The following is a 22356-nucleotide window of genomic DNA, read 5'->3' as shown; positions in this document are numbered from 1 at the left end:
GGGGTGGAAGTGGGGAAAAGCCGGACGCGGGGTCGGGGGCGCGCCTACTCTCGGGGTGTGCCTGGCTTGTCCGGCCGGGTCCTTGTTGTGGACGACAACAAGGTCATCCGGCAGTTGATCAGGGTCAACCTCGAGCTGGAGGGCTTTGAGGTCGTGACCGCGGCCGATGGTGCCGAGTGTCTGGAGATCGTGCACCGGGTGCGTCCCGATGCGGTGACCCTGGATGTCGTGATGCCCCGGCTCGACGGGCTGAACACGGCCGCCCGGCTGCGGGCCGACGCGCGGACCCGGGACATTCCGATCGCGATCATCAGCGCCTGCACCCCCTATGAGATCGAGAGCGGCTGGTCCGCCGGGGCGGACGCGTTTCTGGCCAAGCCGTTCGAGCCGGCGGAGATGGTGCGGCTCGTGCGGAGGCTGGTGGGATGGCCGGAGGGGGAGGGGGCGGCGGGGGATGCCGAGCCCGTCGTCCGTCCCGCAGGGTGAAACCGGTTCGCGGAGTGCGGCACCTTCTCCCCTAGGCTTGCCTTGTGACCCCCGCCGATCTCTCCCGCACCGTGTTGCACACCGTGCGCCGCGCCGTCGAGGACGACGAGCTGTGCGCGCCCGTGCCGGAGCGGGTCAGCGTGCGGGTGCCCCCCCGGCCCGGCTGCGGTGACTACGCCACCAATGTGGCCCTGCAGCTTGCCAAGGGCGGCGACCGTCCCGCCCTGGAGATCGCTGAGGTGTTGCGGCGCCGGCTTGTCGCCCGGCCCGGTATCGCCCGTGTCGACATCGCCGGGCCCGGCTTCCTCAACATCACCCTCGACGCGGCCTCCGGTGAGGAGATCGTCCGGGAGGTGCTGGCGGCGGAGTATTCGGCAGACGCGTTGTCGTCGACGCCTTCGCCCGAGCTGCTCGCGCGGCTCGGTTCCGACGCCGCCCGGTGGAGTCTGCTCTCTCCCCCCGGCCTCGACCGGTCCCTGCTGCTCGTGCAGAAGGACGGGAATCCGTTGTTCCGGGTCCGGTACGCCCACGCCCGGAGCCGGGCCTTGCAGCGCAATGCGCGCGACCTCGGGTTCGGATCGTCCGTCGGTCCCCTCGACAGCAGCGCCGACGCCCTCCTCGGCGCCCTCGCCGACCACGCGCGCATCACCGCCGCCCGTGCCCCCGAACGGCTCGCGCGGCACCTGGAGCGGACCGCGGACGCCTTTCTGAGATGGCAGGCCGGCTGTCCCGTCCTGCCCCGCGGTGACGAGAAACCCTCGGCCGTTCACCGCGCCCGCCTGGCCCTCGCCGAGGCCACGGGCAAGGTGCTGGCCAACGGCCTGACCCAGCTCGGCATCACCGCACCCGCACACCTGTAACAAGGGGATCGCCAGTCATGAGTCGTTCCGCCCACCCCGCCGGGCCCCGCTACGCCGACGTCCTTCCCGAGGGCCACTACGTCGCCCCGCCCGCCGATCTCAACGAGCTCGACCCCCGCGTCTGGTCCCGGACCGTCGCCCGCGGCGCCGACGGTGTCGTCACCGTCGGCGGGATGGACGTCAAGCGGCTCGCCGAGGAGTTCGGTACGCCCGCCTACTTCCTCGACGAGGACGACTTCCGCGCGCGGTGCCGGGCCTGGCGCGACGCGTTCGGGCCCGATGCCGATGTGTTCTACGCGGGGAAGGCGTTCCTCTCCCGCGCCGTCGTCCGCTGGCTGCACGAGGAGGACCTCAACCTCGACGTCTGCTCCGGCGGCGAGCTCCTCACCGCCCTCGACGCCGGGATGCCCGCCGGGCGCATCGCCCTCCACGGCAACAACAAGTCCACCGACGAGATCACCCGTGCCGTCGAGGCCGGCGTGGGGCGGATCGTCGTCGACTCCTTCCAGGAGATCGTGCGCGTCGCCCACATCGCCGAGCGGCTCGGCAAGCGCCAGGGCGTACTGATCCGGGTGACGGTCGGCGTCGAGGCGCACACCCACGAGTTCATCGCCACCGCCCACGAGGACCAGAAGTTCGGGCTCCCGCTGGCGGGCGGGCAGGCCGCCGAGGCCGTGCGCAGGGCGCTCAAGCTCGACGGGCTGGAGCTCCTCGGCATCCACTCCCACATCGGCTCGCAGATCTTCGACACCTCCGGCTTCGAGGTCGCCGCCCACCGCGTCGTCGGGCTGCTGAAGCAGATCCGCGACGAGCACGGCGTCGAGCTGCCCGAGATCGACCTCGGCGGCGGCCTGGGCATCGCCTACACCGCCGACGACGACCCCAGCGAGCCCCACGAGATCGCCACCGCCCTGCGCGAGATCGTCACCCGCGAGTGCGCCGCCGCCGGGCTCTCCGTGCCGCGGATCTCCGTCGAGCCCGGGCGCGCCATCGTCGGCCCCACCGCCTTCACGCTCTACGAGGTGGGCACCACCAAGGAGCTGCCCGGACTGCGGACCTACGTCAGTGTCGACGGGGGGATGTCCGACAACATCCGCACCGCGCTCTACGACGCCGACTACTCCGTCGCCCTGGTCTCCCGCGCCTCCACCGCCGAGGCGATGCTCTCGCGCGTCGTCGGCAAGCACTGCGAGAGCGGCGACATCGTCGTCCGGGACGCCTTCCTCCCCGCCGACGTGGCCCCCGGCGACCTGCTCGCCGTCCCCGCCACCGGCGCCTACTGCCGCTCCATGGCGAGCAACTACAACCACGCGCTCCGTCCCCCGGTCGTCGCCGTCCGGGACGGCCAGGCGCGAGTGATCGTCCGGCGGGAGACGGAGGAGGACCTCCTCCGTCTCGACGTCGGCTGACGAAAAAAACAGAAACAGAAGAAAAAATCCTGGGTGACAGTGGTCTCGGATACTGGACGGGGAGGATTTCCCCGTCCAGTGGGTGAGACTGTGGGTCAACCGAAGGTGTACTGAGAAACGAGGTCGGATGATGCGTACGCGTCCGCTGAAGGTGGCGCTGCTGGGCTGTGGAGTCGTCGGCTCTGAGGTGACGCGCATCATGACGACGCACGCGGACGACCTCACGCAGCGCATCGGGGCGCCCGTCGAGCTCGTCGGAATCGCCGTGCGGCGCCCCGACCGGGTACGCGAGGGCGTGCCGCAGGAGCTGATCACCACCGATGCCACCGCCCTCGTCAAACGCGGTGACATCGACGTCGTCATCGAGGTCATCGGTGGCATCGAGCCCGCGCGCACCCTGATCACCACCGCCTTCGAGCACGGCGCCAGCGTCGTCTCCGCCAACAAGGCGCTCCTCGCCCAGGACGGTGCAGCCCTCCACGCCGCCGCCGAGCAGCACGGTGTGGACCTCTACTACGAGGCCGCCGTCGCCGGCGCCATCCCGCTGGTCCGGCCGCTGCGCGAGTCCCTCGCCGGCGACCGGGTCAACCGGGTGCTCGGCATCGTCAACGGCACCACCAACTTCATCCTCGACAAGATGGACTCCAGCGGCGCGGGCTACTCCGAGGCGCTCGACGAGGCCACCGCGCTCGGCTACGCCGAGGCCGACCCGACCGCCGACGTCGAGGGCTTCGACGCCGCCGCGAAGGCCGCGATCCTCGCCGGCATCGCCTTCCACACCCGGGTGCGGCTGGACGACGTCCATCGCGAGGGCATGACGGAGGTCACCGCCGCCGACTTCGCTTCGGCGAAGCAGATGGGCTGCACCATCAAGCTCCTCGCCATCTGCGAGCGGGCCGCCGACGGCCGGTCCGTCAGCGCCCGCGTCCACCCGGCGATGATCCCGCTGACCCACCCGCTGGCGTCGGTGCGCGAGGCGTACAACGCGGTCTTCATCGAGGCGGACGCGGCCGGCCAGCTGATGTTCTACGGCCCGGGCGCGGGCGGCGCGCCGACCGCCTCCGCCGTCCTCGGCGACCTCGTCGCCGTCTGCCGCAACAAGGTCGCCGAGGCCACCGGACCCGGCGAGTCCGCCTACACCCGCCTGCCGGTGTCCACCATGGGCGAGGTGGTCACCCGCTACCACATCAGCCTCGACGTGGCCGACAAGCCGGGTGTGCTGGCCCAGGTCGCCACGGTCTTCGCCGAGCACGGCGTCTCCATCGACACGGTCCGCCAGCAGGGCAAGGACGGCGAGGCCTCCCTCGTCGTCGTCACCCACCGGGCCCCCGACGCGGCCCTGTCGGCCACGGTCGAGGCCCTCCGCAGGCTGGACACGGTCCGTGACGTGGCCAGCATCATGCGGGTCGAGGGCGAGTAAGGCGCAGGGCGAAGCAGGAAAAGGGATAACGAGAGCAATGTCTGCCAACAGCAACCGTCCCGCCACCTCCGGCACCCACCAGTGGCGCGGCATCATCGAGGAATACCGCGACCGTCTTCCGGTCACCGCCGACACCCCGGTCGTCACCCTGCGCGAGGGCGGCACCCCGCTCGTCCCCGCCCAGGTGCTCTCCGAGCGCACGGGCTGCGAGGTCCACCTCAAGGTGGAGGGCGCCAACCCCACCGGGTCCTTCAAGGACCGGGGCATGACCATGGCCATCACCCGGGCGAAGGAAGAGGGAGCGCGCGCGGTCATCTGCGCCTCCACGGGCAACACCTCCGCCTCCGCCGCCGCCTACGCCGTACGGGCCGGCATGGTCTGCGCCGTCCTGGTGCCCCAGGGCAAGATCGCCCTGGGCAAGATGGGACAGGCGCTCGTGCACGGCGCCCGCATCCTCCAGGTCGACGGCAACTTCGACGACTGCCTGACGCTCGCGCGCGGGCTCTCCGAGAACTACCCCGTGGCGCTGGTGAATTCGGTCAACCCGGTGCGCATCGAGGGGCAGAAGACAGCCGCGTTCGAGATCGTGGACGCGCTGGGCGACGCGCCTGACATCCACGTGCTTCCCGTGGGCAACGCCGGGAACATCACCGCCTACTGGCGTGGGTACCGTGAGTACGCGGCCGACAAGGTGTCCACGCGTAATCCCCGGATGTGGGGATTCCAGGCTTCCGGTTCCGCGCCGATCGTGCGGGGCGAGCCGGTGCGGGACCCGCACACCATCGCCACCGCGATCCGGATCGGGAATCCGGCTTCCTGGGAGTTCGCGGAGGCCGCGCGGGACGAGTCCGGTGGTCTCATCGACGAGGTGACCGACCGACAGATCCTCGCCGCGTACCGGATGTTGGCCTCGCAGGAGGGCGTCTTCGTCGAGCCGGCGTCGGCCGCGTCCGTCGCGGGGCTGCTCAAGGCCGCCGAGCTCGGGCTCGTCGACCCCGGGCAGAAGATCGTGTGCACGGTCACCGGGAACGGGCTCAAGGATCCTGATTGGGCGGTGGCGGGGGCTCCGCAGCCGCTTACTGTGCCGGTGGATGCGGGTGTCGCTGCGCGGGAGCTTGGGCTTCTCTGACGTTTCGGGTGCCGCCCGGTGGGTGGCGGGTGGGTGCAGGTCCGTGTTCCGGGTGTGCCCACCCTCCCCCAGCTACCGCTGGGAGGTGCCCCCAGCCCTGCGGAACGATTGCCCACACCCTGTGCAAAGCCGACAGATGCACAGGTAGCAGTGCGACACGCATCGTGCGCCTCCTGTGCGCCCTATGTCGCCACTGAACCTTCCTTCGATAGGCTGTGTTCACTCCGCCCCGTCGCTGACCGTGCCGTCCCCACGCGGTATCGCTGTCGCGGCCCTTGCGGATGTCGCATGCCATCAATTACGGCCACACCAAGGAGAGTCATCGAGCGATGGCCGGTCCCGCCTTCCGCGCCGCCGCCGTCCGAGTGCGCACCCCCGCCACCAGCGCCAATCTCGGTCCCGGCTTCGACGCCCTCGGCCTGTCCCTGGGTCTCTACGACGACGTCGTGGTCCGGGTGGCGGAATCGGGGCTCCACATCGACATCGCCGGCGAGGGTGCCGACACCCTCCCGCGCGACGAGAGTCACCTGCTCGTACGGTCCTTGCGCACCACGTTCGACCTGCTCGGCGGCCAGCCGCGCGGTCTGGAGGTCGTCTGCGCCAACCGCATTCCGCACGGCCGGGGTCTCGGCTCCTCCTCCGCCGCCATCTGCGCGGGCATCGTCGCCGCCCGCGCGGTGACCATAGGCGGGGCCGAGAAGCTCGACGACGCGGCCATGCTGGAGCTGGCCACCGAGATCGAGGGCCACCCGGACAATGTCGCCGCCTGTCTGCTGGGCGGATTCACCCTCGCCTGGATGGAGTCGGGGGTGGCGCGGGCCATTCGGATGGACCCGTCGGATTCCATCGTTCCGGTGGTCTTCGTGCCGTCGGCGGCAGTGCTCACCGAGACCGCGCGCGGCCTGCTGCCGCGCAGCGTCCCCCATGTGGACGCGGCCGCCAACGCCGGGCGTGCCGCACTCCTCGTCGAGGCCCTGACCAGGCGTCCCGAGCTGCTGCTGCCGGCCACCGAGGACCGGCTCCACCAGGAATACCGCGCTCCGGCGATGCCGGAGAGCGTGGCCCTGGTCAACCGACTGCGGGCGGACGGCGTCCCCGCGGTCATCTCCGGCGCGGGCCCCACGGTGCTCGCGCTGGTCGAAGACAGTGCGGCCGACAAGGTCGCACGGCTGGCGGGCGAGGGATGGGCGGCCAACCGCCTGGCCCTCGACTCCGGGGGGACGAGCGTGCTGCCGCTCGCCTGACCAGCGGCGCCCGGGGTGTCCAGGGGTGCCCCGGGCCATGAAAAAACACGATTGCCGGTCTTGGAGAGGGGGAATGTTTGTGGGATCCGGTAGTGTTAACCTCAAGTCTGCACCCGAAGCCACATCGGCTCGGTGCTCTGTGTCCCGATCAGGGACCGCTTTTCTTCCGGGAGCCTCCCCAACTGCCTGAGCAGCCTGCCTGAGCAGTTTCGAGCACGCTCCGGAATCGGCGTGGGCGACATGAGTGAAGCGTTATGTCGTGCCCTTCCCTCATTCTTCACGCCGGTCGCAATGCACTGAATTCTTCCGCCGTGACAACCGGCGGACCACCGCCCCGGCCCGGTCCGTGACGAAGGACCGCAGCCGGACAGCACAACCGGTCGCCGAGCCAGACAGGCCGACGCCCGCTCCAGGGAAGGACCCCTTCGTGAGCGACACCACCGATCTGATGGGCGTGAACGCCGACAGCTCCGTCGGCAATGCCTCCGCGCCCGCCACGGACGCTCCCGCCGCGCCCGCCACCGGTGCTGCAACCGCCCCCAAGCGGCGCCGCTCGGGCACCGGCCTCGACGCCATGGTCCTGGCCGAGCTCCAGCAGCTCGCTTCCGGCCTCGGCATCAAGGGCACCGCGCGGATGCGCAAAGGCCAGCTGATCGAGGTCATCAAGGAGAGGCAGGCCGGTGGCGGTGCCGCCGCGCCCGCCAAGACCGAGCCCGCCGCGGCCGCCGAGGCCAAGCCGAAGCGCCGTACCACCTCCCGGGCCCGTACGGGCGAGGCCGCTGCCGAGAAGCCCGCCGAGAAGGCTGCCCAGCAGCAGATCGAGATCCCGGGCCAGCCGGCCGGGGACGAGGCCCCGGCCGGTGAGCGCCGCCGCCGGCGCGCCACCGCCCCCGCGGGCAGCCCCGAGGCCGCCGTCGAGGCCCGTACCGAGGTCAAGGCCGAGGTCCGGGTCGAGGAGCGTGCCGAGGCCAAGGCCGAGGCCGCCGTCGACACCGCCGAGGGCAAGGCCGCCAAGGGCGACCGCCAGGACCGTGCCGAGCGCGGCCAGAAGGGCGAGCGCCGGGAGCGCGGCGAGCGTGGCGAGCGTGGCGAGCGCCGTGAGCGCGACCGCCGCGGCAACCGCGAGGGCGACGCCGGCCAGCAGGGCGCGGGCCGTCAGCAGCAGCGCGGCGACCGTGCCCCCCAGGGCGGCCCGCAGGACGAGGACGACTTCGAGGGCGGCCGTCGCGGCCGGCGCGGCCGCTACCGCGACCGTCGCGGCCGTCGTGGGCGCGAGGAGTTCGGCGCCGGCGAGCCGCAGGTCGCCGAGGACGATGTGCTGATCCCCGTCGCGGGCATCCTCGACATCCTCGACAACTACGCCTTCATCCGGACCTCCGGCTACCTGCCGGGCCCGAACGACGTCTACGTCTCCCTGGCCCAGGTCCGCAAGAACGGCCTGCGCAAGGGCGACCACGTCACCGGCGCGGTCCGCCAGCCGAAGGACGGCGAGCGGCGCGAGAAGTTCAACGCGCTCGTCCGCCTGGACTCCGTCAACGGCATGGCGCCCGAGACCGGCCGCGGCCGTCCCGAGTTCGGCAAGCTCACCCCGCTCTACCCGCAGGACCGTCTGCGGCTGGAGACGGACCCGGGTGTGCTGACGACCCGCATCATCGACCTGGTCGCCCCCATCGGCAAGGGCCAGCGCGGTCTGATCGTGGCCCCGCCGAAGACCGGCAAGACCATGATCATGCAGGCGATCGCCAACGCGATCACCGTCAACAACCCCGAGTGCCACCTGATGGTCGTCCTGGTCGACGAGCGTCCGGAAGAGGTCACCGACATGCAGCGGTCGGTCAAGGGCGAGGTCATCTCCTCGACCTTCGACCGCCCGGCCGAGGACCACACCACCGTCGCCGAGCTGGCCATCGAGCGCGCCAAGCGCCTGGTGGAGCTGGGTCACGACGTGGTCGTCCTGCTGGACTCGATCACCCGTCTGGGCCGTGCCTACAACCTGGCCGCCCCGGCCTCGGGCCGCATCCTGTCCGGTGGTGTCGACTCCACGGCGCTCTACCCGCCGAAGAAGTTCTTCGGTGCCGCGCGCAACATCGAGGACGGCGGCTCGCTGACCATCCTGGCCACCGCGCTGGTCGAGACCGGCTCGCGCATGGACGAGGTGATCTTCGAGGAGTTCAAGGGCACCGGCAACATGGAGCTCAAGCTCGACCGGAAGCTCGCCGACAAGCGCATCTTCCCGGCCGTCGACGTGGACGCCTCCGGCACCCGCAAGGAGGAGATCCTCCTCAGCGGCGAGGAGCTCAACATCGTGTGGAAGCTCCGCCGGGTGCTCCACGCGCTGGACTCGCAGCAGGCCATCGAGCTGCTCCTCGACAAGATGAAGCAGACGAAGTCCAACGCCGAGTTCCTGATGCAGATCGCCAAGACCACGCCGTCGCCGGCCAACGGCAACGACTGATCCACGGCTGGTCCACGGCGGGCGCCCACCGGGCGCGGAACGCCCGCGAAACCTCCCTCGTCACCTCCATGACGAGGGAGGTTTCGCTTTTTGTGATCTTCCCGTGACCTTTTGAGATATGCGCCACAGCAGAAGGCCGTCGAAATGGCCGGAACCGCCGCCCTCGCAATGGCCGAAATCCCAGGTGGCAGTGGGCGGAACGCGATCACATCGGGCACTTTCGCCACGGCTTTTCTAAGACGGTCCTCAGAATCCGCTGTGCAACCCTGTCGCAGACTTCCCCGTCAACCAGCAGGGGGCAAGCCGTACAGCGAAGGACTGAGGAGCGCATGGCCGACGACAGCAGGGGTACGCGGGCGGGTTCGCACCGCCGCCGTGCCGGGGGCGGCGGCCGGCGCCGCAAGCCTCCCGTGCGCCGCAAGGGCCGCCGAATAGCCGCCTGGAGCGCCGGCGCCCTGGTGCTGCTCGGCGGCACCGGCGCGGGGTTCCTCTATTTCAAGCTCAACGGCAACCTCAGCAGCGTCGACATCAACGGGGCGCTGGGCAAGAACCGGCCCCAGAACGTCGACAACGGCTCGATGGACATCCTGGTCCTCGGCTCCGACTCCCGGGCCGGCGCCAACAACAAGTACGGCCGGGACGAGGGCGGCTCCCGCTCCGACACGGCGATGATCGTCCATGTCTACGCGGGTCACCAGAAGGCCAGCGTCGTCTCCATCCCGCGCGACACCATGGTCTCCCGCCCCGAGTGCACCACCCCGGGCGGCAAGACGGCTCCGGCGGTCAAGCGCGAGCAGTTCAACGAGGCGTACTCGATCGGCGGCGCGGTCTGCGCGGTGAAGACCGTCGAGGCGATGACCGACATCCGGATGGACCACTACATGGAGGTCGACTTCGCCGGCTTCCAGAAGCTGATCGACAAGCTGGGCGGCGTGGAGGTCACCACCACCAAGCCCATCAATGACAAGCAGAGCCACCTCAAGCTCGACGCGGGCACCCACCAGCTCAACGGCGAGCAGTCCCTGGGCCTGGTCCGCACCCGCCACGGCGTGGGCGACGGCAGCGACCTCGGCCGGATCAAGCTCCAGCAGGCGTTCATCAAGGCGCTGATCAACCAGGTGAAGTCCATCGGCCTGTTCACCAGCCCCACCAAGCTCTACGGGGTCGCCGACGCCGCCACCAAGTCGCTGACCACCGACAAGGACCTGGCCTCCGTCGACAAGCTCTACGGCTTCGCGAACAGCCTCAAGGGCATCGGCTCCGAGAACATGCACATGGTGACCCTCCCCGTGGGCCCCGACCCCCGTGACCAGGACCGCGTCGTTCCGCTCACGGAGCCGTCGAAGCTGCTCTGGCAGGCGCTGAAGAACGACCAGGAGATCCCCGAGGCCGCCGTCAAGGACGGCGACGGGGCGAAGACCCAGGCCGACGGCGTGGTCAAGTAGTCCCGGCACCCCCCGCACGAGCTGCGGGAATATCCGGCGGCCACCCCCCGTTTTGGGGGATACGGCCAGTACTGGCAGACTGGTACGTCGGCCCCGGTTCACGTACGGCAATCCCGCCTGTGCGACCCGGCGCCCTCCCGAACCTAGGAGAACCCTTGAAGCGCGACATCCACCCGGAGTACGTGGAGACCCAGGTCAGCTGCACCTGCGGTGCCTCCTTCACCACTCGTAGCACCATCGCCGCCGGCAACATCCGCGCCGAGGTCTGCTCCGAGTGCCACCCGTTCTACACGGGCAAGCAGAAGATCCTCGACACCGGTGGCCGTGTGGCGCGGTTCGAGGCCCGCTTCGGCAAGCAGGCCGCGGCCAAGAAGTAGCGACCCGCAGGCGCCGGTCTTCGGTCGCCCAGTTGACGCTGGGCGACTGGACCGGCGCTTTGTCGTCCAGCAGGCCCGTCACTTCCAGCAGCTAGGGAAACTTGATGTTCGAGGCAGTCGAGGAACTGATCGGCGAGCACGCCGACCTCGAGAAGCGGCTCGCCGACCCCGCCGTGTTCGCGGACCAGGCCAACGCCCGCAAGCTCAACAAGCGCTACGCCGAGCTGACCCCGATCGTCGGTACCTACCGCGCCTGGAAGCAGGCCGGGGACGACATCGAGACGGCGCGCGAGCTCGCCGCCGAGGACCCGGACTTCGCCGCCGAGGTGAAGGAGCTGGAGCGCGGCCGCGAGGAGCTCACCGAGAAGCTGCGCCTGCTGCTGGTCCCGCGCGACCCCAGCGACGACAAGGACGTCATCCTCGAGGTCAAGGCGGGGGCGGGCGGCGACGAGTCCGCGCTCTTCGCCGGCGACCTGCTGCGGATGTACCTGCGCTACGCCGAGCGCGTCGGCTGGAAGACCGAGATCATCGACGCCACCGAGTCCGAGCTGGGCGGCTACAAGGACGTCCAGGTCGCGATCAAGACCAAGGGCGGCAACGGCGCCACCGAGCCCGGCCAGGGCGTCTGGGCCCGGCTGAAGTACGAGGGCGGCGTCCACCGCGTCCAGCGCGTGCCCGCCACCGAGTCCCAGGGCCGGATCCACACCTCCGCGGCCGGTGTGCTCGTCACGCCCGAGGCCGAGGAGGTCGACGTCGAGATCAACATGAACGATCTCCGCATCGACGTCTACCGCTCCTCCGGCCCCGGCGGCCAGTCCGTGAACACCACCGACTCCGCCGTGCGCATCACCCACCTGCCCACCGGTGTGGTCGCCTCCTGCCAGAACGAGAAGAGCCAGCTCCAGAACAAGGAGCAGGCCCTGCGCATCCTGCGCTCCCGCCTGCTGGCCGCCGCCCAGGAGAAGGCCGAGGCCGAGGCCGCGGACGCGCGCCGCAGCCAGGTGCGCACCGTCGACCGTTCCGAGAAGATCCGCACCTACAACTTCCCGGAAAACCGCATTTCGGACCACCGCGTCGGTTTCAAGGCGTACAACTTGGACCAGGTGCTCGACGGCGAGCTGGACGCGGTCATCCAGGCGTGTGTCGACGCCGACTCGGCGGCGAAGCTCGCCGAGAACCAGTAGCCTCCGCCCCGACCGCACGCCCCGCCGACCCGGCGCCCGACAAGAAGTGAGGAAGGCCCAGTGAACCTGCTGCTCGCCGAGGTGGCCCAGGCCACCCAGCGGCTGGCCGACGCCGGCGTACCTTCCCCCCGCTTCGACGCGGAGGAACTCGCCGCGTTCGTCCACGGCGTCAAGCGGGGGGAGCTCCACAACGTCAAGGACGCCGACTTCGACGCCCGCTACTGGGAGGTCGTCGCGCGCCGCGAGGCCCGCGAGCCGCTCCAGCACATCACCGGGCGGGCCTTCTTCCGCTACCTGGAGCTCCAGGTCGGCCCCGGCGTCTTCGTGCCCCGCCCGGAGACCGAGTCGGTCGTCGGCTGGGCCATAGACGCCGTACGGGCCATGGACGTCGTCGAGCCCCTGATCGTCGACCTGTGCACGGGCTCCGGCGCCATCGCCCTCGCCCTCGCGCAGGAAGTGCCGCGCTCGCGCGTCCACGCCGTGGAGCTGGACGAGACCGCCCACTCCTGGGCCCGCAAGAACACCGAGGGCTCCCGGGTGCGGCTGCACCACGGGAACGCCCTGACGGCCCTGCCCGAGCTGGACGGCCAGGTCGACCTGGTGATCTCCAACCCGCCGTACATCCCGCTCACCGAGTGGGAGTACGTCGCCCCCGAAGCCCGCGACTACGACCCCGAACTCGCCCTGTTCTCCGGCGAGGACGGCCTGGACACCATCCGCGGCCTGGAGCGCACCGCCCACCGGCTGCTGCGCCCCGGCGGCGTCGTCGTCATCGAGCACGCCGACACCCAGGGCGGCCAGGTGCCGTGGATCTTCACCGAGGAGCGGGGCTGGGCCGACGCGGCCGACCACCCCGACCTCAACAACCGGCCCCGCTTCGCGACCGCTCGCAAAGCGATGCCCTGATGGCCGTCACCGGCGAACGACACCAGACAGAGAATCCGTACGAGGAGGTCCGTTAGATGGCACGGCGATACGACTGCAGCGACGCGACCGACCGCAAGACCGGTCTGCGCGAAGCGGCCGCCGCGGTCCGCCGCGGCGAGCTGGTCGTGCTGCCCACCGACACCGTCTACGGCATCGGTGCGGACGCCTTCAGCCGCGAGGCCGTCGGCGACCTCCTGCACGCCAAGGGCCGCGGCCGGGGCATGCCCTCGCCCGTCCTCGTCGGCTCCCCGAACACCCTCCACGGCCTGGTCACCGACTTCTCCGAGCAGGCGTGGGAGCTCGTTGACGCCTTCTGGCCCGGCGCCCTCACCCTCGTCGCCAAGCACCAGCCGTCGCTGACCTGGGACCTGGGCGAGACCCGCGGCACCGTGGCCGTGCGCATGCCGCTGCACCCGGTCGCCATCGAGCTGCTGAGCGAGTTCGGCCCCATGGCCGTCTCCAGCGCCAACCTCACCGGCCACCCCGCGCCGCAGAGCTGCGACGCCGCGCAGGACATGCTGGGCGACTCCGTCTCCGTCTACCTCGACGGCGGCCCCACCCCCGCCGACGTGCCGTCCTCCATCGTGGACGTCACCGGCAAGGTGCCCGTCCTGCTGCGCGCCGGCGCCATCAGCGCCGAGCAGCTCCGCGAGGTGGTACCCGACCTCGAGGTGGCCAATTGATCGCCCCGCAGGGGCGTGGCATAGCGGGACCGGACACCTCCACCGACACCTTCCGCATCCTCCACGTCAGCACCGGCAACGTCTGCCGCTCGCCCATCACCGAGCGGCTGACCCGCCATGCCCTCACCCGACGGCTCGGCGACCCCTTCGCGGGCGGCCTGGTGGTGGAGAGCGCGGGCACCTGGGGCCACGAGGGCGCTCCCATGGAGGCGCACGCCGCCACCGTCCTCGCGGACCTCGGCGCGGACCCGCACGGCTTCATCGGCCGTGAGCTCCTCGACGAGCACGTCATCCGCGCCGACCTGGTCCTGACCGCCACCCGCGACCACCGCGCCCAGGTCATCTCCATGGGCCACTCGGCGGGCCTGCGCACCTTCACCCTGAAGGAGTTCACCCGCCTGGTACGGGCGATAGACCCCACGACCCTCCCGGACCCCGAGCGGGCCGGCGGGGTGGTCGAGCGCGCCCGCGCGCTGGTGCAGGCCGCCGCCGCCCTGCGCGGCTGGCTGCTGGCGCCCAACGCGGAGGCCGACGAGGTCCACGACCCCTACGGCGCGCCGATCACCTTCTTCCGCTCCATCGGCGACGAGATCAACCAGGCGCTCGACCCGGTCGTCACCGCGCTCACGGGAGTCTCCACCCGGGCTTGACGGCCCACAATCGGACAAATCGGCCGATCGCGGGCCTACAGTGGGTGCTGAGACCATCGCGCCGACAGCCCGGAGCCAGCGATGCCCATCAGCTCCACGCCCACCAGGTACGGCACGCCCACCGCCACCGGCACCGAGGAACGGACCTCCCCGGCGCTCCCCGCATGGGGACGCGGCTTCGACGCGCTCACCCGCACCGACCCCGAGCTCGCCGGGCTCCTCCTCGCCGAGGCCGAGCGCCAGGCGACCGGGCTCCAGCTCATCGCCGCCGAGAACTTCGCCTCGCCGGCCGTCCTCGCCGCCCTCGGCTCCCCGCTGACCAACAAGTACGCCGAGGGCTACCCCGGCGCCCGCCACCACGGCGGCTGCGAGCTGGTCGACATCGCCGAGCGCACCGCCGTCGAGCGCGCCAGGGCCCTCTTCGGCGCCGGGCACGCCAACGTCCAGCCCCACTCGGGCACCGCCGCCGTCCTGGCCGCCTACGCGGCCCTGCTGCGCCCCGGCGACACGGTCCTCGCCATGGCCCTCCGGCAGGGCGGTCACCTCACCCACGGCTCGCCCGCCAACTTCTCGGGCCGCTGGTTCGACTTCGCCGGCTACGGCACCGACCCGGACACCGGCCTCATCGACTACGCGGGGCTGCGCGCCCTGGCGCGCGAGAGGCGGCCCCGGGCCATCGTCTGCGGCTCCACCTCCTACCCCCGCCACCCCGACTACGCGGCCTTCCGCGAGATCGCCGACGAGGTGGGCGCGTATCTGATCGTCGACGCCGCGCACCCCATGGGGCTGATCGCCGGGGGAGCGGCGCCCAGCCCCGTCCCGTACGCCGACATCGTCTGCGGCACCACCCACAAGGTGCTGCGCGGGCCGCGCGGCGGGCTGCTCCTGTGCGGGGCCCGGCTGGCGGACCGGGTGGACCGGGCCGTCTTCCCCTTCAGCCAGGGCGGCGCCCAGATGAACACCGTCGCCGCGAAGGCCGTGGCCTTCGGCGAGGCCATGGCGCCGGCCTTCACCGGCTACGTCCACCGGGTCGTCGACAACGCCCGGGCGCTGGCCGAGGCGCTGGCCGCCGAGGGCCCGCGCGTGGTCACCGGGGGCACCGACACCCATCTGGTCGTCGCCGACGTCTCCCCGCTGGCCCTGGAGGCCGCCACGGCCCGCAGGAGGCTCGCGGCGGCGGGGATGGTCCTGGATGTCTGCGGACTCTCCCCGGGGCCCGCACGCGGCCTGCGGATGGGCACGGCGGCCGTCACCACCCAGGGCATGGGAAAGGCCGAGATGGGCCGTGTGGCGGCCCTCCTGGGGGCCGCCCTGCGCGGCGACCGCCCCGAGGGCCGGCTGCGGGCCGAGGTGGTCGAGCTGGTCGCGGACTTTCCGCCGTATCGCGCGGGAGGGTGAGGCCCGCACCCCCCGAGGTGGTCCGCAACGTGCCGGATGTGATCATTTGCAACCAGGGCCGGGCACCGTACGTCTTCCCCTCCGTTCACGGTTCGGGGGTGGACCCGAATATGGTGTGAGGCTGTGATGTCCAGCGCTATCCCTGGGGCAGCCCGTGCGTGAATACCTGCTGACGTTGTGCGTCACCGCGGCGGTCACCTACCTGCTGACGGGCCCGGTGCGGAAGTTCGCGATCGTGGCCGGCGCCATGCCGGAGATCCGCGCGCGCGACGTCCACCGGGAACCGACGCCCCGCCTCGGCGGTATCGCGATGTTCGGCGGACTGTGCGCGGGCCTGCTGATGGCCGCGCACCTGTCCAACCTCAAGTCCGTCTTCGAGCTCTCCAACGAGCCACGGGCCCTGCTCTCGGGCGCCGGGCTGATCTGGATCCTCGGCGTGCTGGACGACAAGTGGGGCGTGGACGCCCTGGTGAAGCTGGGCGGTCAGATGATCGCCGCGGGTGTGATGGTGCTCCAGGGCCTGACGATCCTGTGGATCCCCGTGCCCGGGGTGGGCTCCGTCTCGCTGACCCCGATGCAGGGCACGCTGCTGACGGTCGCGCTGGTGGTGATCACCATCAATGCCGTGAACTTCGTCGACGGCCTCGACGGCCTGGCCTCGGGCATGGTGTGCATCGCCGCGGCCGCGTTCTTCATGTACGCCTACCGGCTGTGGTTCGGGCACGGCCTGGAGGCCGCCGCCCCCGCGACGCTCTTCGCCGCCGTGCTGATGGGCATGTGCCTGGGCTTCCTGCCGCACAACATGCACCCCGCGCGGATCTTCATGGGCGACTCCGGCTCGATGCTCATCGGCCTGGTCATGGCCGCCGGCGCCATCTCCATCACCGGCCAGGTCGACCCCGACGCCCTCAAGCTGTGGGCGGGCTCCGAGCGGGCCGCCATCCAGGCGATGGTGCCGGTCTACATCCCCCTGCTGCTGCCGCTGACGGTGATCGCGGTGCCGGTGGCCGACCTGCTGCTGGCGATCGTGCGGCGCACCTGGAAGGGGCAGTCGCCCTTCGCCGCCGACCGGGGACACCTCCACCACCGGCTGCTGGAGCTCGGCCACTCGCACAGCCGGGCCGTGTTCATCATGTACTTCTGGTCGGCGCTGATCGGCTTCGGCACGGTGGCCTACTCGGTGAACTCGGCGAGCGTCTGGGTCCTGCTGCTGATCGTCGCCCTGAGCGCGATGGGCCTGGTGCTGCTGCTGATGCCGCGCTTCACGCCACGGGCGCCGAGGTGGGCGGAGCGGTTCGTTCCGCCGCGTTACCGGCGGCGCAAGGTCACCGCTCCCGTGCCCGTCGCGGCGGAGGAACGGGACGAGGCGGAGCCCGTGCCCGCCGGGCTCCACGGGGCGACGGCCATCGGCGACCGGTCGCGTTTCGCCCACGCGCGGAAGATCGGCAGCAACCACTGAATACGCCGCATTAGCAGAGATCCATTGGCTCCGTCAGCCCCATGACCAGGGGCTTGACCCCTGCGTGTGACATGCGGCACACGATGTAGGTAAAGACCTCATCAAATAGTTTGTGATACCGTTCACGAAACCCGGTGGTAGAGCCGAAGGACCGTAGTGCGACGGCCCTTCAGTCGCGCTGCGCGTCTCATTCCCGGGGATACGCTCGTTCACGACGAATCGTTGCTTCCAACCCTTCGCCGGAGAAACCCTTCATGCAGTCCAACGACGCCCGAACGCTTCTTCAGTGCGCCGTCCCGACCGCCGTCGCCGGCCTGGTCGCCGTCGCCGTCAGCGCTGTCGTCGCCGGCGGCAAGGGCGGGCTCGGTGCCGTTGTCGGCGTGCTCCTCACCGGCTGTGTCATGGGTGCGGGGCTGATCATCCTCAATCGCACCGCGCGGCACCTGCCCCACCTGTTCCAGGCCATGGGTCTGCTGCTGTACACGACGCAGATCCTGCTCGTGGCCGTTTTCCTTCTGGTGTTCAAGGACACGACGCTCTTCAACACCAAGACATTCGCCTTCTCGCTGCTCGCCGCGACCCTCGTGTGGATCGGGGCGCAGGCGCGCGCCTACATGAAGGCGAAGATCTTTTACGTCGAACCCGAGTCCGGAGACGCCAAGAAGTCCGCTCCGGCCGGGTCCGCGTCATGACCGGTAGGGCCGGGATAAACGCTCGTGTGCTCACCTGCTATCGTCCGGTGCCATCTGAGGTGCAGCGGACGCAGGCAGCCGAATCCCCGGGTCCCACGGGTTCGAATCGGCTTCCCGCGCAGCTGACGCCTGCGATGACCGCCGGCCCGTGGCCGGCCTGCCGCACCCCTATCCGTAAGTCCAGTCCAGTGCCGTTCCGTGGCTGCACGCCGCGCCGACACAACGAGGTTGCCGTACCTATGCGCCACGCTGAAGGAGCTCGCGGTGAGTGCTGACCAGACGCTGCTCGCCTTCGAGACCGATTGCCACATCTTCGAAGGGTGCGGCTTCCCGGCCCCGGGCCTCCACTCGTTCGTCTTCGAGCCGCTCTTCACGATCGGCGGAGTCGACATCAACAAGCCGATGCTGCTGGCCCTGCTGGGCTCGCTCGTCATCGTGGGGTTCTTCTGGGTCGCGTTCGGCAAGGCCAAGGTGGTCCCGGGCAAGCTCCAGATGATCGGTGAGGCGGGTTACGACTTCGTCCGCCGCGGAATCGTCTATGAGGCACTCGGCAAGAAGGAGGGCGAGAAGTACGTCCCCTTCATGGTCTCGCTGTTCTTCTTCATCTGGATCATGAATCTCTGGTCGATCATTCCGGTCGCCCAGTTCCCGGTGACGTCGATCATCGCTTACCCGGTGGGCCTCGCCCTGGTCGTCTATGTGCTGTGGGTCGGCCTGACCTTCAAGAAGCACGGCTTCGTCGGCGGCTGGAAGAACATCACCGGCTACGACAAGTCGCTCGGCTGGATCCTGCCGCTGGTCGTCGTGCTCGAGTTCTTCTCGAACCTGCTGATCCGGCCCTTCACTCACGCGGTCCGGCTCTTCGCCAACATGTTCGCCGGTCACATGCTGCTCGTGATGTTCACGATCGCCAGCTGGTACCTGATGAACGGGATCGGCTTCGCCTACGCGGGCGCCTCGTTCGTCATGACGATCATCATGACCGCGTTCGAGCTCTTCATCCAGGCCGTCCAGGCGTACGTCTTCGTCCTCCTGGCCTGCAACTACGTCCAGGGCGCGCTCTCCGAGCACCACTGAGCGAGCTCTCCCCGCCCCCAGTCCAATATGACGTCCGGTGGCCAACCCCCACCGGTCCGTGAAAGAGAAGGAAGAACCGGCATGTCCGCTCTCCAGACCCTCGCCGCCGACGGTCTCACCGGCAACGTTGCTTCGATCGGCTACGGCCTCGCCGCCATCGGTCCCGGCGTCGGCGTCGGCATCATCTTCGGCAACGGCACCCAGGCCCTGGCCCGTCAGCCCGAGGCGGCCGGTCTGATCCGCGCCAACCAGATCATGGGTTTCGCCTTCTGTGAGGCGCTCGCCCTGATCGGTATCGTCATGGGCTTCGTTTACAAGTAAACCGACCCAGCGACAACCCCCTTTTCGACGAAAGGCACTGATGTGTACGCCCTGACGCACCTGGCGTCCGAGGAGATGGAGAACCCTCTCCTCCCGCCGATGCCAGAGCTCATCATCGGTCTGATCGCCTTCCTCATCGTCTTCCTGTTCCTCGGCAAGAAGCTCCTCCCGAACATCAACAAGGTTCTGGAGGAGCGCCGGGCGGCCATCGAGGGCGGCATGGAGAAGGCCGAGGCCGCGCAGGCCGAGGCTCAGCAGGTTCTCGAGGACTACCGGGCCCAGCTCGCCGACGCCCGCCACGAGTCCGCGCGTCTGCGCCAGGAGGCGCAGGAGCAGGGCGTCGCGCTGATCGCCGAGATGCGGCTCGAGGGCCAGCGGCAGCGTGAGGAGATCATCGCTGCCGGCCACGCCCAGATCGAGGCCGACCGCAAGGCCGCCTCGGCCGCGCTCCGCCAGGACGTCGGCCAGCTGGCCATCGACCTGGCCGGCAAGGTCGTCGGCGAGTCCCTCACGGACTCCGCCCGTCAGAGCCGGACCATCGACCGCTTCCTCGACGCACTCGAGGGCAAGGCGGCCGACCTCACGAAGGCCGAGGCGACCCGATGAGCGGAGCGAGCCGGGAGGCCCTGGCCTCCGCACGTGAGAGCCTCGACGCCCTGGCGGCGGGCACGTCCGTGGACGCGGCGAAGCTCGCCGGCGAGCTGGCCGCGGTCACCGCGCTGCTCGACCGCGAGGTGTCGCTGCGCCGGGTCCTGACCGACCCGGCGCAGACCGGCGAGGCCAAGTCCGAGCTGGCCCGGCGCCTGCTGGGCGGCCAGGTGGGCGGCGAGTGCGCCGACCTGGTGGCCGGCATGGTCCGCTCCCGCTGGTCGCGCTCCCGCGACCTGGTGGACGCGATCGAGGAGCTGGCCAGCGGTGCCGAGCTCATCGCCGCCGAGCGCGCCGGTGACCTGGACGACGTCGAGGACGAGCTGTTCCGCTTCGGCCGGATCGTCGCGTCGAACCCGGAGCTGCGCGCCGCGCTGACCGACAAGGTCGCGGACAAGGCCGCCAAGGCGGTCCTGGTGCGCGAGCTGCTGGGCGGCCGGGCCAACCCGGTCACCGAGCGCCTGGTCGACCGCCTGGTGACCGCGCCGCGTGGCCGTAGCCTGGAAGGCGGGCTGAACGCCCTCTCCAAGCTGGCCGCCGAGCGCCGGGACCGGATGGTCGCGGAGGTCGTCTCCGCGGTGCCGCTGACCGATCAGCAGAAGCAGCGCCTCGGTGACGCGCTCGCCAAGCTGTACGGGCGACGCGTTCACCTCAACCTGGACATCGACCCCGAGGTCCTCGGTGGTGTCCAGGTGCGGATCGGCGACGAGGTCGTCAACGGCACCATCGCGGACCGGCTCGCCGACGCGAACCGCCGTATGGCCGGCTGACCAGCCACCAACTCAAGAGCAAACTGACGGCCCGAGTTGGGTCGACGGTGTCCTCTGGGGGCCCAGAGCAGCGCGGCTGCTGTGGGAGAACGTCCCCAGACCCCCAGAATTACTTCGGGCCCAACAAGGAGAGCAGGGAACCCAAATGGCGGAGCTCACGATCCGGCCGGAGGAGATCCGGGACGCACTGGAGAACTTTGTCCAGGCGTACAAGCCGGACGCGGCCTCGCGCGAGGAGGTCGGTACGGTCAGCCTTGCCGGCGACGGCATCGCGAAGGTCGAGGGTCTTCCCTCGGCCATGGCGAACGAGCTGCTGCGGTTCGAGGACGGCACCCTCGGTCTCGCCCTCAACCTTGAGGAGCGCGAGATCGGTGCGGTCGTCCTCGGCGAGTTCAGCGGCATCGAGGAGGGCCAGCCGGTGCAGCGCACCGGTGAGGTGCTCTCCGTCGCGGTCGGCGAGGGATACCTCGGCCGCGTCGTCGACCCGCTGGGCAACCCGATCGACGGCCTCGGCGAGATCACCGGCATCGAGGGCCGCCGCGCCCTCGAACTGCAGGCCCCCGGCGTCATGGTCCGCAAGTCGGTCCACGAGCCGATGGAGACCGGCTACAAGGCCGTCGACGCGATGACCCCGGTCGGCCGCGGTCAGCGTCAGCTGATCATCGGTGACCGTCAGACCGGCAAGACCGCGCTGGCCATCGACACGATCATCAACCAGCGCGACAACTGGCGCTCGGGCGACCCGAAGAAGCAGGTCCGCTGCATCTACGTCGCCATCGGCCAGAAGGGCTCCACCATCGCGTCCGTGCGTGGCGCCCTGGAGGAGGCCGGCGCCCTGGAGTACACGACGATCGTCGCGGCTCCGGCGTCCGACCCGGCCGGCTTCAAGTACCTCGCGCCGTACACCGGCTCGGCCATCGGCCAGCACTGGATGTACCAGGGCAAGCACGTCCTGATCGTCTTCGACGACCTGTCGAAGCAGGCCGACGCCTACCGTGCCGTCTCCCTGCTGCTGCGCCGCCCGCCGGGCCGTGAGGCCTACCCGGGTGACGTCTTCTACCTGCACTCGCGTCTGCTGGAGCGCTGCGCCAAGCTCTCCGACGACATGGGCGCCGGTTCGATGACCGGTCTGCCGATCGTCGAGACCAAGGCGAACGACGTGTCGGCGTTCATCCCGACCAACGTCATCTCCATCACCGACGGCCAGTGCTTCCTGGAGTCGGACCTCTTCAACGCCGGTCAGCGCCCCGCGCTGAACGTCGGTATCTCGGTCTCCCGTGTCGGTGGCTCCGCCCAGCACAAGGCCATGAAGCAGGTCTCCGGCCGCCTCCGTGTGGACCTCGCCCAGTTCCGTGAGCTGGAGGCGTTCGCCGCCTTCGGTTCCGACCTGGACGCGGCCTCCAAGGCCGCCCTGGAGCGCGGTAAGCGCATGGTCGAGCTGCTGAAGCAGGGCCAGTACGCCCCGTACTCCACCGAGGACCAGGTCGTCTCCATCTGGGCCGGCACCACCGGCAAGATGGACGACGTCCCGGTCGAGGACATCCGCCGCTTCGAGCGCGAGCTGCTGGACTACCTGCACCGTGAGCACAAGGGCCTGATGACGTCGATCCGCGAGGGCGGCAAGATGTCGGACGACACCCTGACGGCCACGGGCGACGCGATCGCGTCCTTCAAGCAGCAGTTCGAGACCGCGGACGGCAAGCTGCTGGGCGAGGGCTGAGC

21 protein-coding genes are annotated in these 22356 nt (G+C 70.4%); all 21 read left to right on the top strand.

Going from position 1 to position 22356, the window contains the following annotated elements; all coding sequences use genetic code 11:
* Positions 1–486 (top strand): response regulator (locus K6I33_RS03965; protein WP_238491182.1); only part of this gene is annotated, 486 nt, incomplete at its 5' end.
* A gap of 44 nt (positions 487–530) precedes the next feature.
* Complete coding sequence (gene nrtL, locus K6I33_RS03960; RefSeq protein ID WP_229348266.1) at positions 531–1346, top strand: ArgS-related anticodon-binding protein NrtL; 816 nt, start codon at positions 531–533, stop codon at positions 1344–1346.
* 17 nt (positions 1347–1363) lie between these two features.
* Entirely contained in the window at positions 1364–2755 is a 1392-nt protein-coding gene (lysA, locus tag K6I33_RS03955; RefSeq protein ID WP_229348265.1) for a diaminopimelate decarboxylase, read from the top strand.
* Positions 2756–2882: 127 nt separating this feature from the next.
* The gene (locus K6I33_RS03950; protein WP_229348264.1) at positions 2883–4175 is read left to right on the top strand and encodes a homoserine dehydrogenase; all 1293 of its coding nucleotides are present in this window, start codon (positions 2883–2885) and stop codon (positions 4173–4175) included.
* 37 nt (positions 4176–4212) lie between these two features.
* A complete protein-coding gene (gene thrC, locus K6I33_RS03945) occupies positions 4213–5304 on the top strand; it encodes a threonine synthase (protein WP_229348263.1) in 1092 nt (363 codons plus the stop codon).
* A gap of 329 nt (positions 5305–5633) precedes the next feature.
* Entirely contained in the window at positions 5634–6548 is a 915-nt protein-coding gene (thrB, locus tag K6I33_RS03940) for a homoserine kinase (RefSeq protein ID WP_229348262.1), read from the top strand.
* Positions 6549–6975: 427 nt separating this feature from the next.
* Positions 6976–9003 carry a transcription termination factor Rho gene (gene rho, locus K6I33_RS03935; protein ID WP_229348261.1) on the top strand — a complete coding sequence of 676 codons (2028 nt, stop codon included), beginning with the start codon at positions 6976–6978 and terminating at the stop codon, positions 9001–9003.
* 329 nt (positions 9004–9332) lie between these two features.
* Positions 9333–10448: an LCP family protein gene (locus K6I33_RS03930; protein WP_229348260.1), complete on the top strand. Its 1116-nt coding sequence runs from the start codon at positions 9333–9335 to the stop codon at positions 10446–10448.
* A gap of 155 nt (positions 10449–10603) precedes the next feature.
* On the top strand, positions 10604–10825 hold the full coding sequence (gene rpmE, locus K6I33_RS03925; protein WP_189451417.1) for a 50S ribosomal protein L31: 222 nt from the start codon (positions 10604–10606) through the stop codon (positions 10823–10825).
* Between the two features lie 104 nt (positions 10826–10929).
* A complete protein-coding gene (gene prfA / locus K6I33_RS03920; RefSeq protein ID WP_229348259.1) occupies positions 10930–12009 on the top strand; it encodes a peptide chain release factor 1 in 1080 nt (359 codons plus the stop codon).
* A gap of 60 nt (positions 12010–12069) precedes the next feature.
* Positions 12070–12915, top strand: a complete 846-nt coding sequence (gene prmC, locus K6I33_RS03915) for a peptide chain release factor N(5)-glutamine methyltransferase (protein ID WP_229348258.1) — start codon at positions 12070–12072, stop codon at positions 12913–12915.
* A 56-nt stretch (positions 12916–12971) separates the two neighbouring features.
* A complete protein-coding gene (locus tag K6I33_RS03910; protein WP_229348257.1) occupies positions 12972–13619 on the top strand; it encodes an L-threonylcarbamoyladenylate synthase in 648 nt (215 codons plus the stop codon).
* A complete protein-coding gene (locus K6I33_RS03905) occupies positions 13616–14269 on the top strand; it encodes a protein-tyrosine-phosphatase (protein ID WP_229348256.1) in 654 nt (217 codons plus the stop codon). Before K6I33_RS03910 ends, K6I33_RS03905 begins: the two co-directional genes overlap by 4 nt.
* Before the next feature lie 81 nt (positions 14270–14350).
* Positions 14351–15667, top strand: coding sequence for a serine hydroxymethyltransferase (gene glyA / locus K6I33_RS03900; protein ID WP_229348255.1), 1317 nt, complete (start codon positions 14351–14353; stop codon positions 15665–15667).
* Positions 15668–15821: 154 nt separating this feature from the next.
* On the top strand, positions 15822–17126 hold the full coding sequence (locus K6I33_RS03895; RefSeq protein WP_229348254.1) for an MraY family glycosyltransferase: 1305 nt from the start codon (positions 15822–15824) through the stop codon (positions 17124–17126).
* Positions 17127–17380: 254 nt separating this feature from the next.
* Positions 17381–17818: a hypothetical protein gene (locus K6I33_RS03890; protein ID WP_229348253.1), complete on the top strand. Its 438-nt coding sequence runs from the start codon at positions 17381–17383 to the stop codon at positions 17816–17818.
* A gap of 264 nt (positions 17819–18082) precedes the next feature.
* On the top strand, positions 18083–18895 hold the full coding sequence (atpB, locus tag K6I33_RS03885) for a F0F1 ATP synthase subunit A (RefSeq protein WP_229348252.1): 813 nt from the start codon (positions 18083–18085) through the stop codon (positions 18893–18895).
* A gap of 81 nt (positions 18896–18976) precedes the next feature.
* On the top strand, positions 18977–19216 hold the full coding sequence (locus K6I33_RS03880) for a F0F1 ATP synthase subunit C (RefSeq protein ID WP_229348251.1): 240 nt from the start codon (positions 18977–18979) through the stop codon (positions 19214–19216).
* A 42-nt stretch (positions 19217–19258) separates the two neighbouring features.
* Positions 19259–19822, top strand: a complete 564-nt coding sequence (locus K6I33_RS03875; protein ID WP_229348250.1) for a F0F1 ATP synthase subunit B — start codon at positions 19259–19261, stop codon at positions 19820–19822.
* A complete protein-coding gene (locus K6I33_RS03870) occupies positions 19819–20634 on the top strand; it encodes a F0F1 ATP synthase subunit delta (protein ID WP_229348249.1) in 816 nt (271 codons plus the stop codon). Before K6I33_RS03875 ends, K6I33_RS03870 begins: the two co-directional genes overlap by 4 nt.
* 145 nt (positions 20635–20779) lie before the next feature.
* A complete protein-coding gene (atpA, locus tag K6I33_RS03865) occupies positions 20780–22354 on the top strand; it encodes a F0F1 ATP synthase subunit alpha (protein WP_229348248.1) in 1575 nt (524 codons plus the stop codon).
* Positions 22355–22356: the final 2 nt, after the last annotated feature.

This window comes from Streptomyces sp. UNOB3_S3 (assembly GCF_020740895.1).
In the GTDB taxonomy this organism is placed as follows: domain Bacteria; phylum Actinomycetota; class Actinomycetes; order Streptomycetales; family Streptomycetaceae; genus Streptomyces.
Note: the sequence above shows the minus strand (reverse complement) of the source record. Positions and strands in the feature narration are given on the sequence as shown.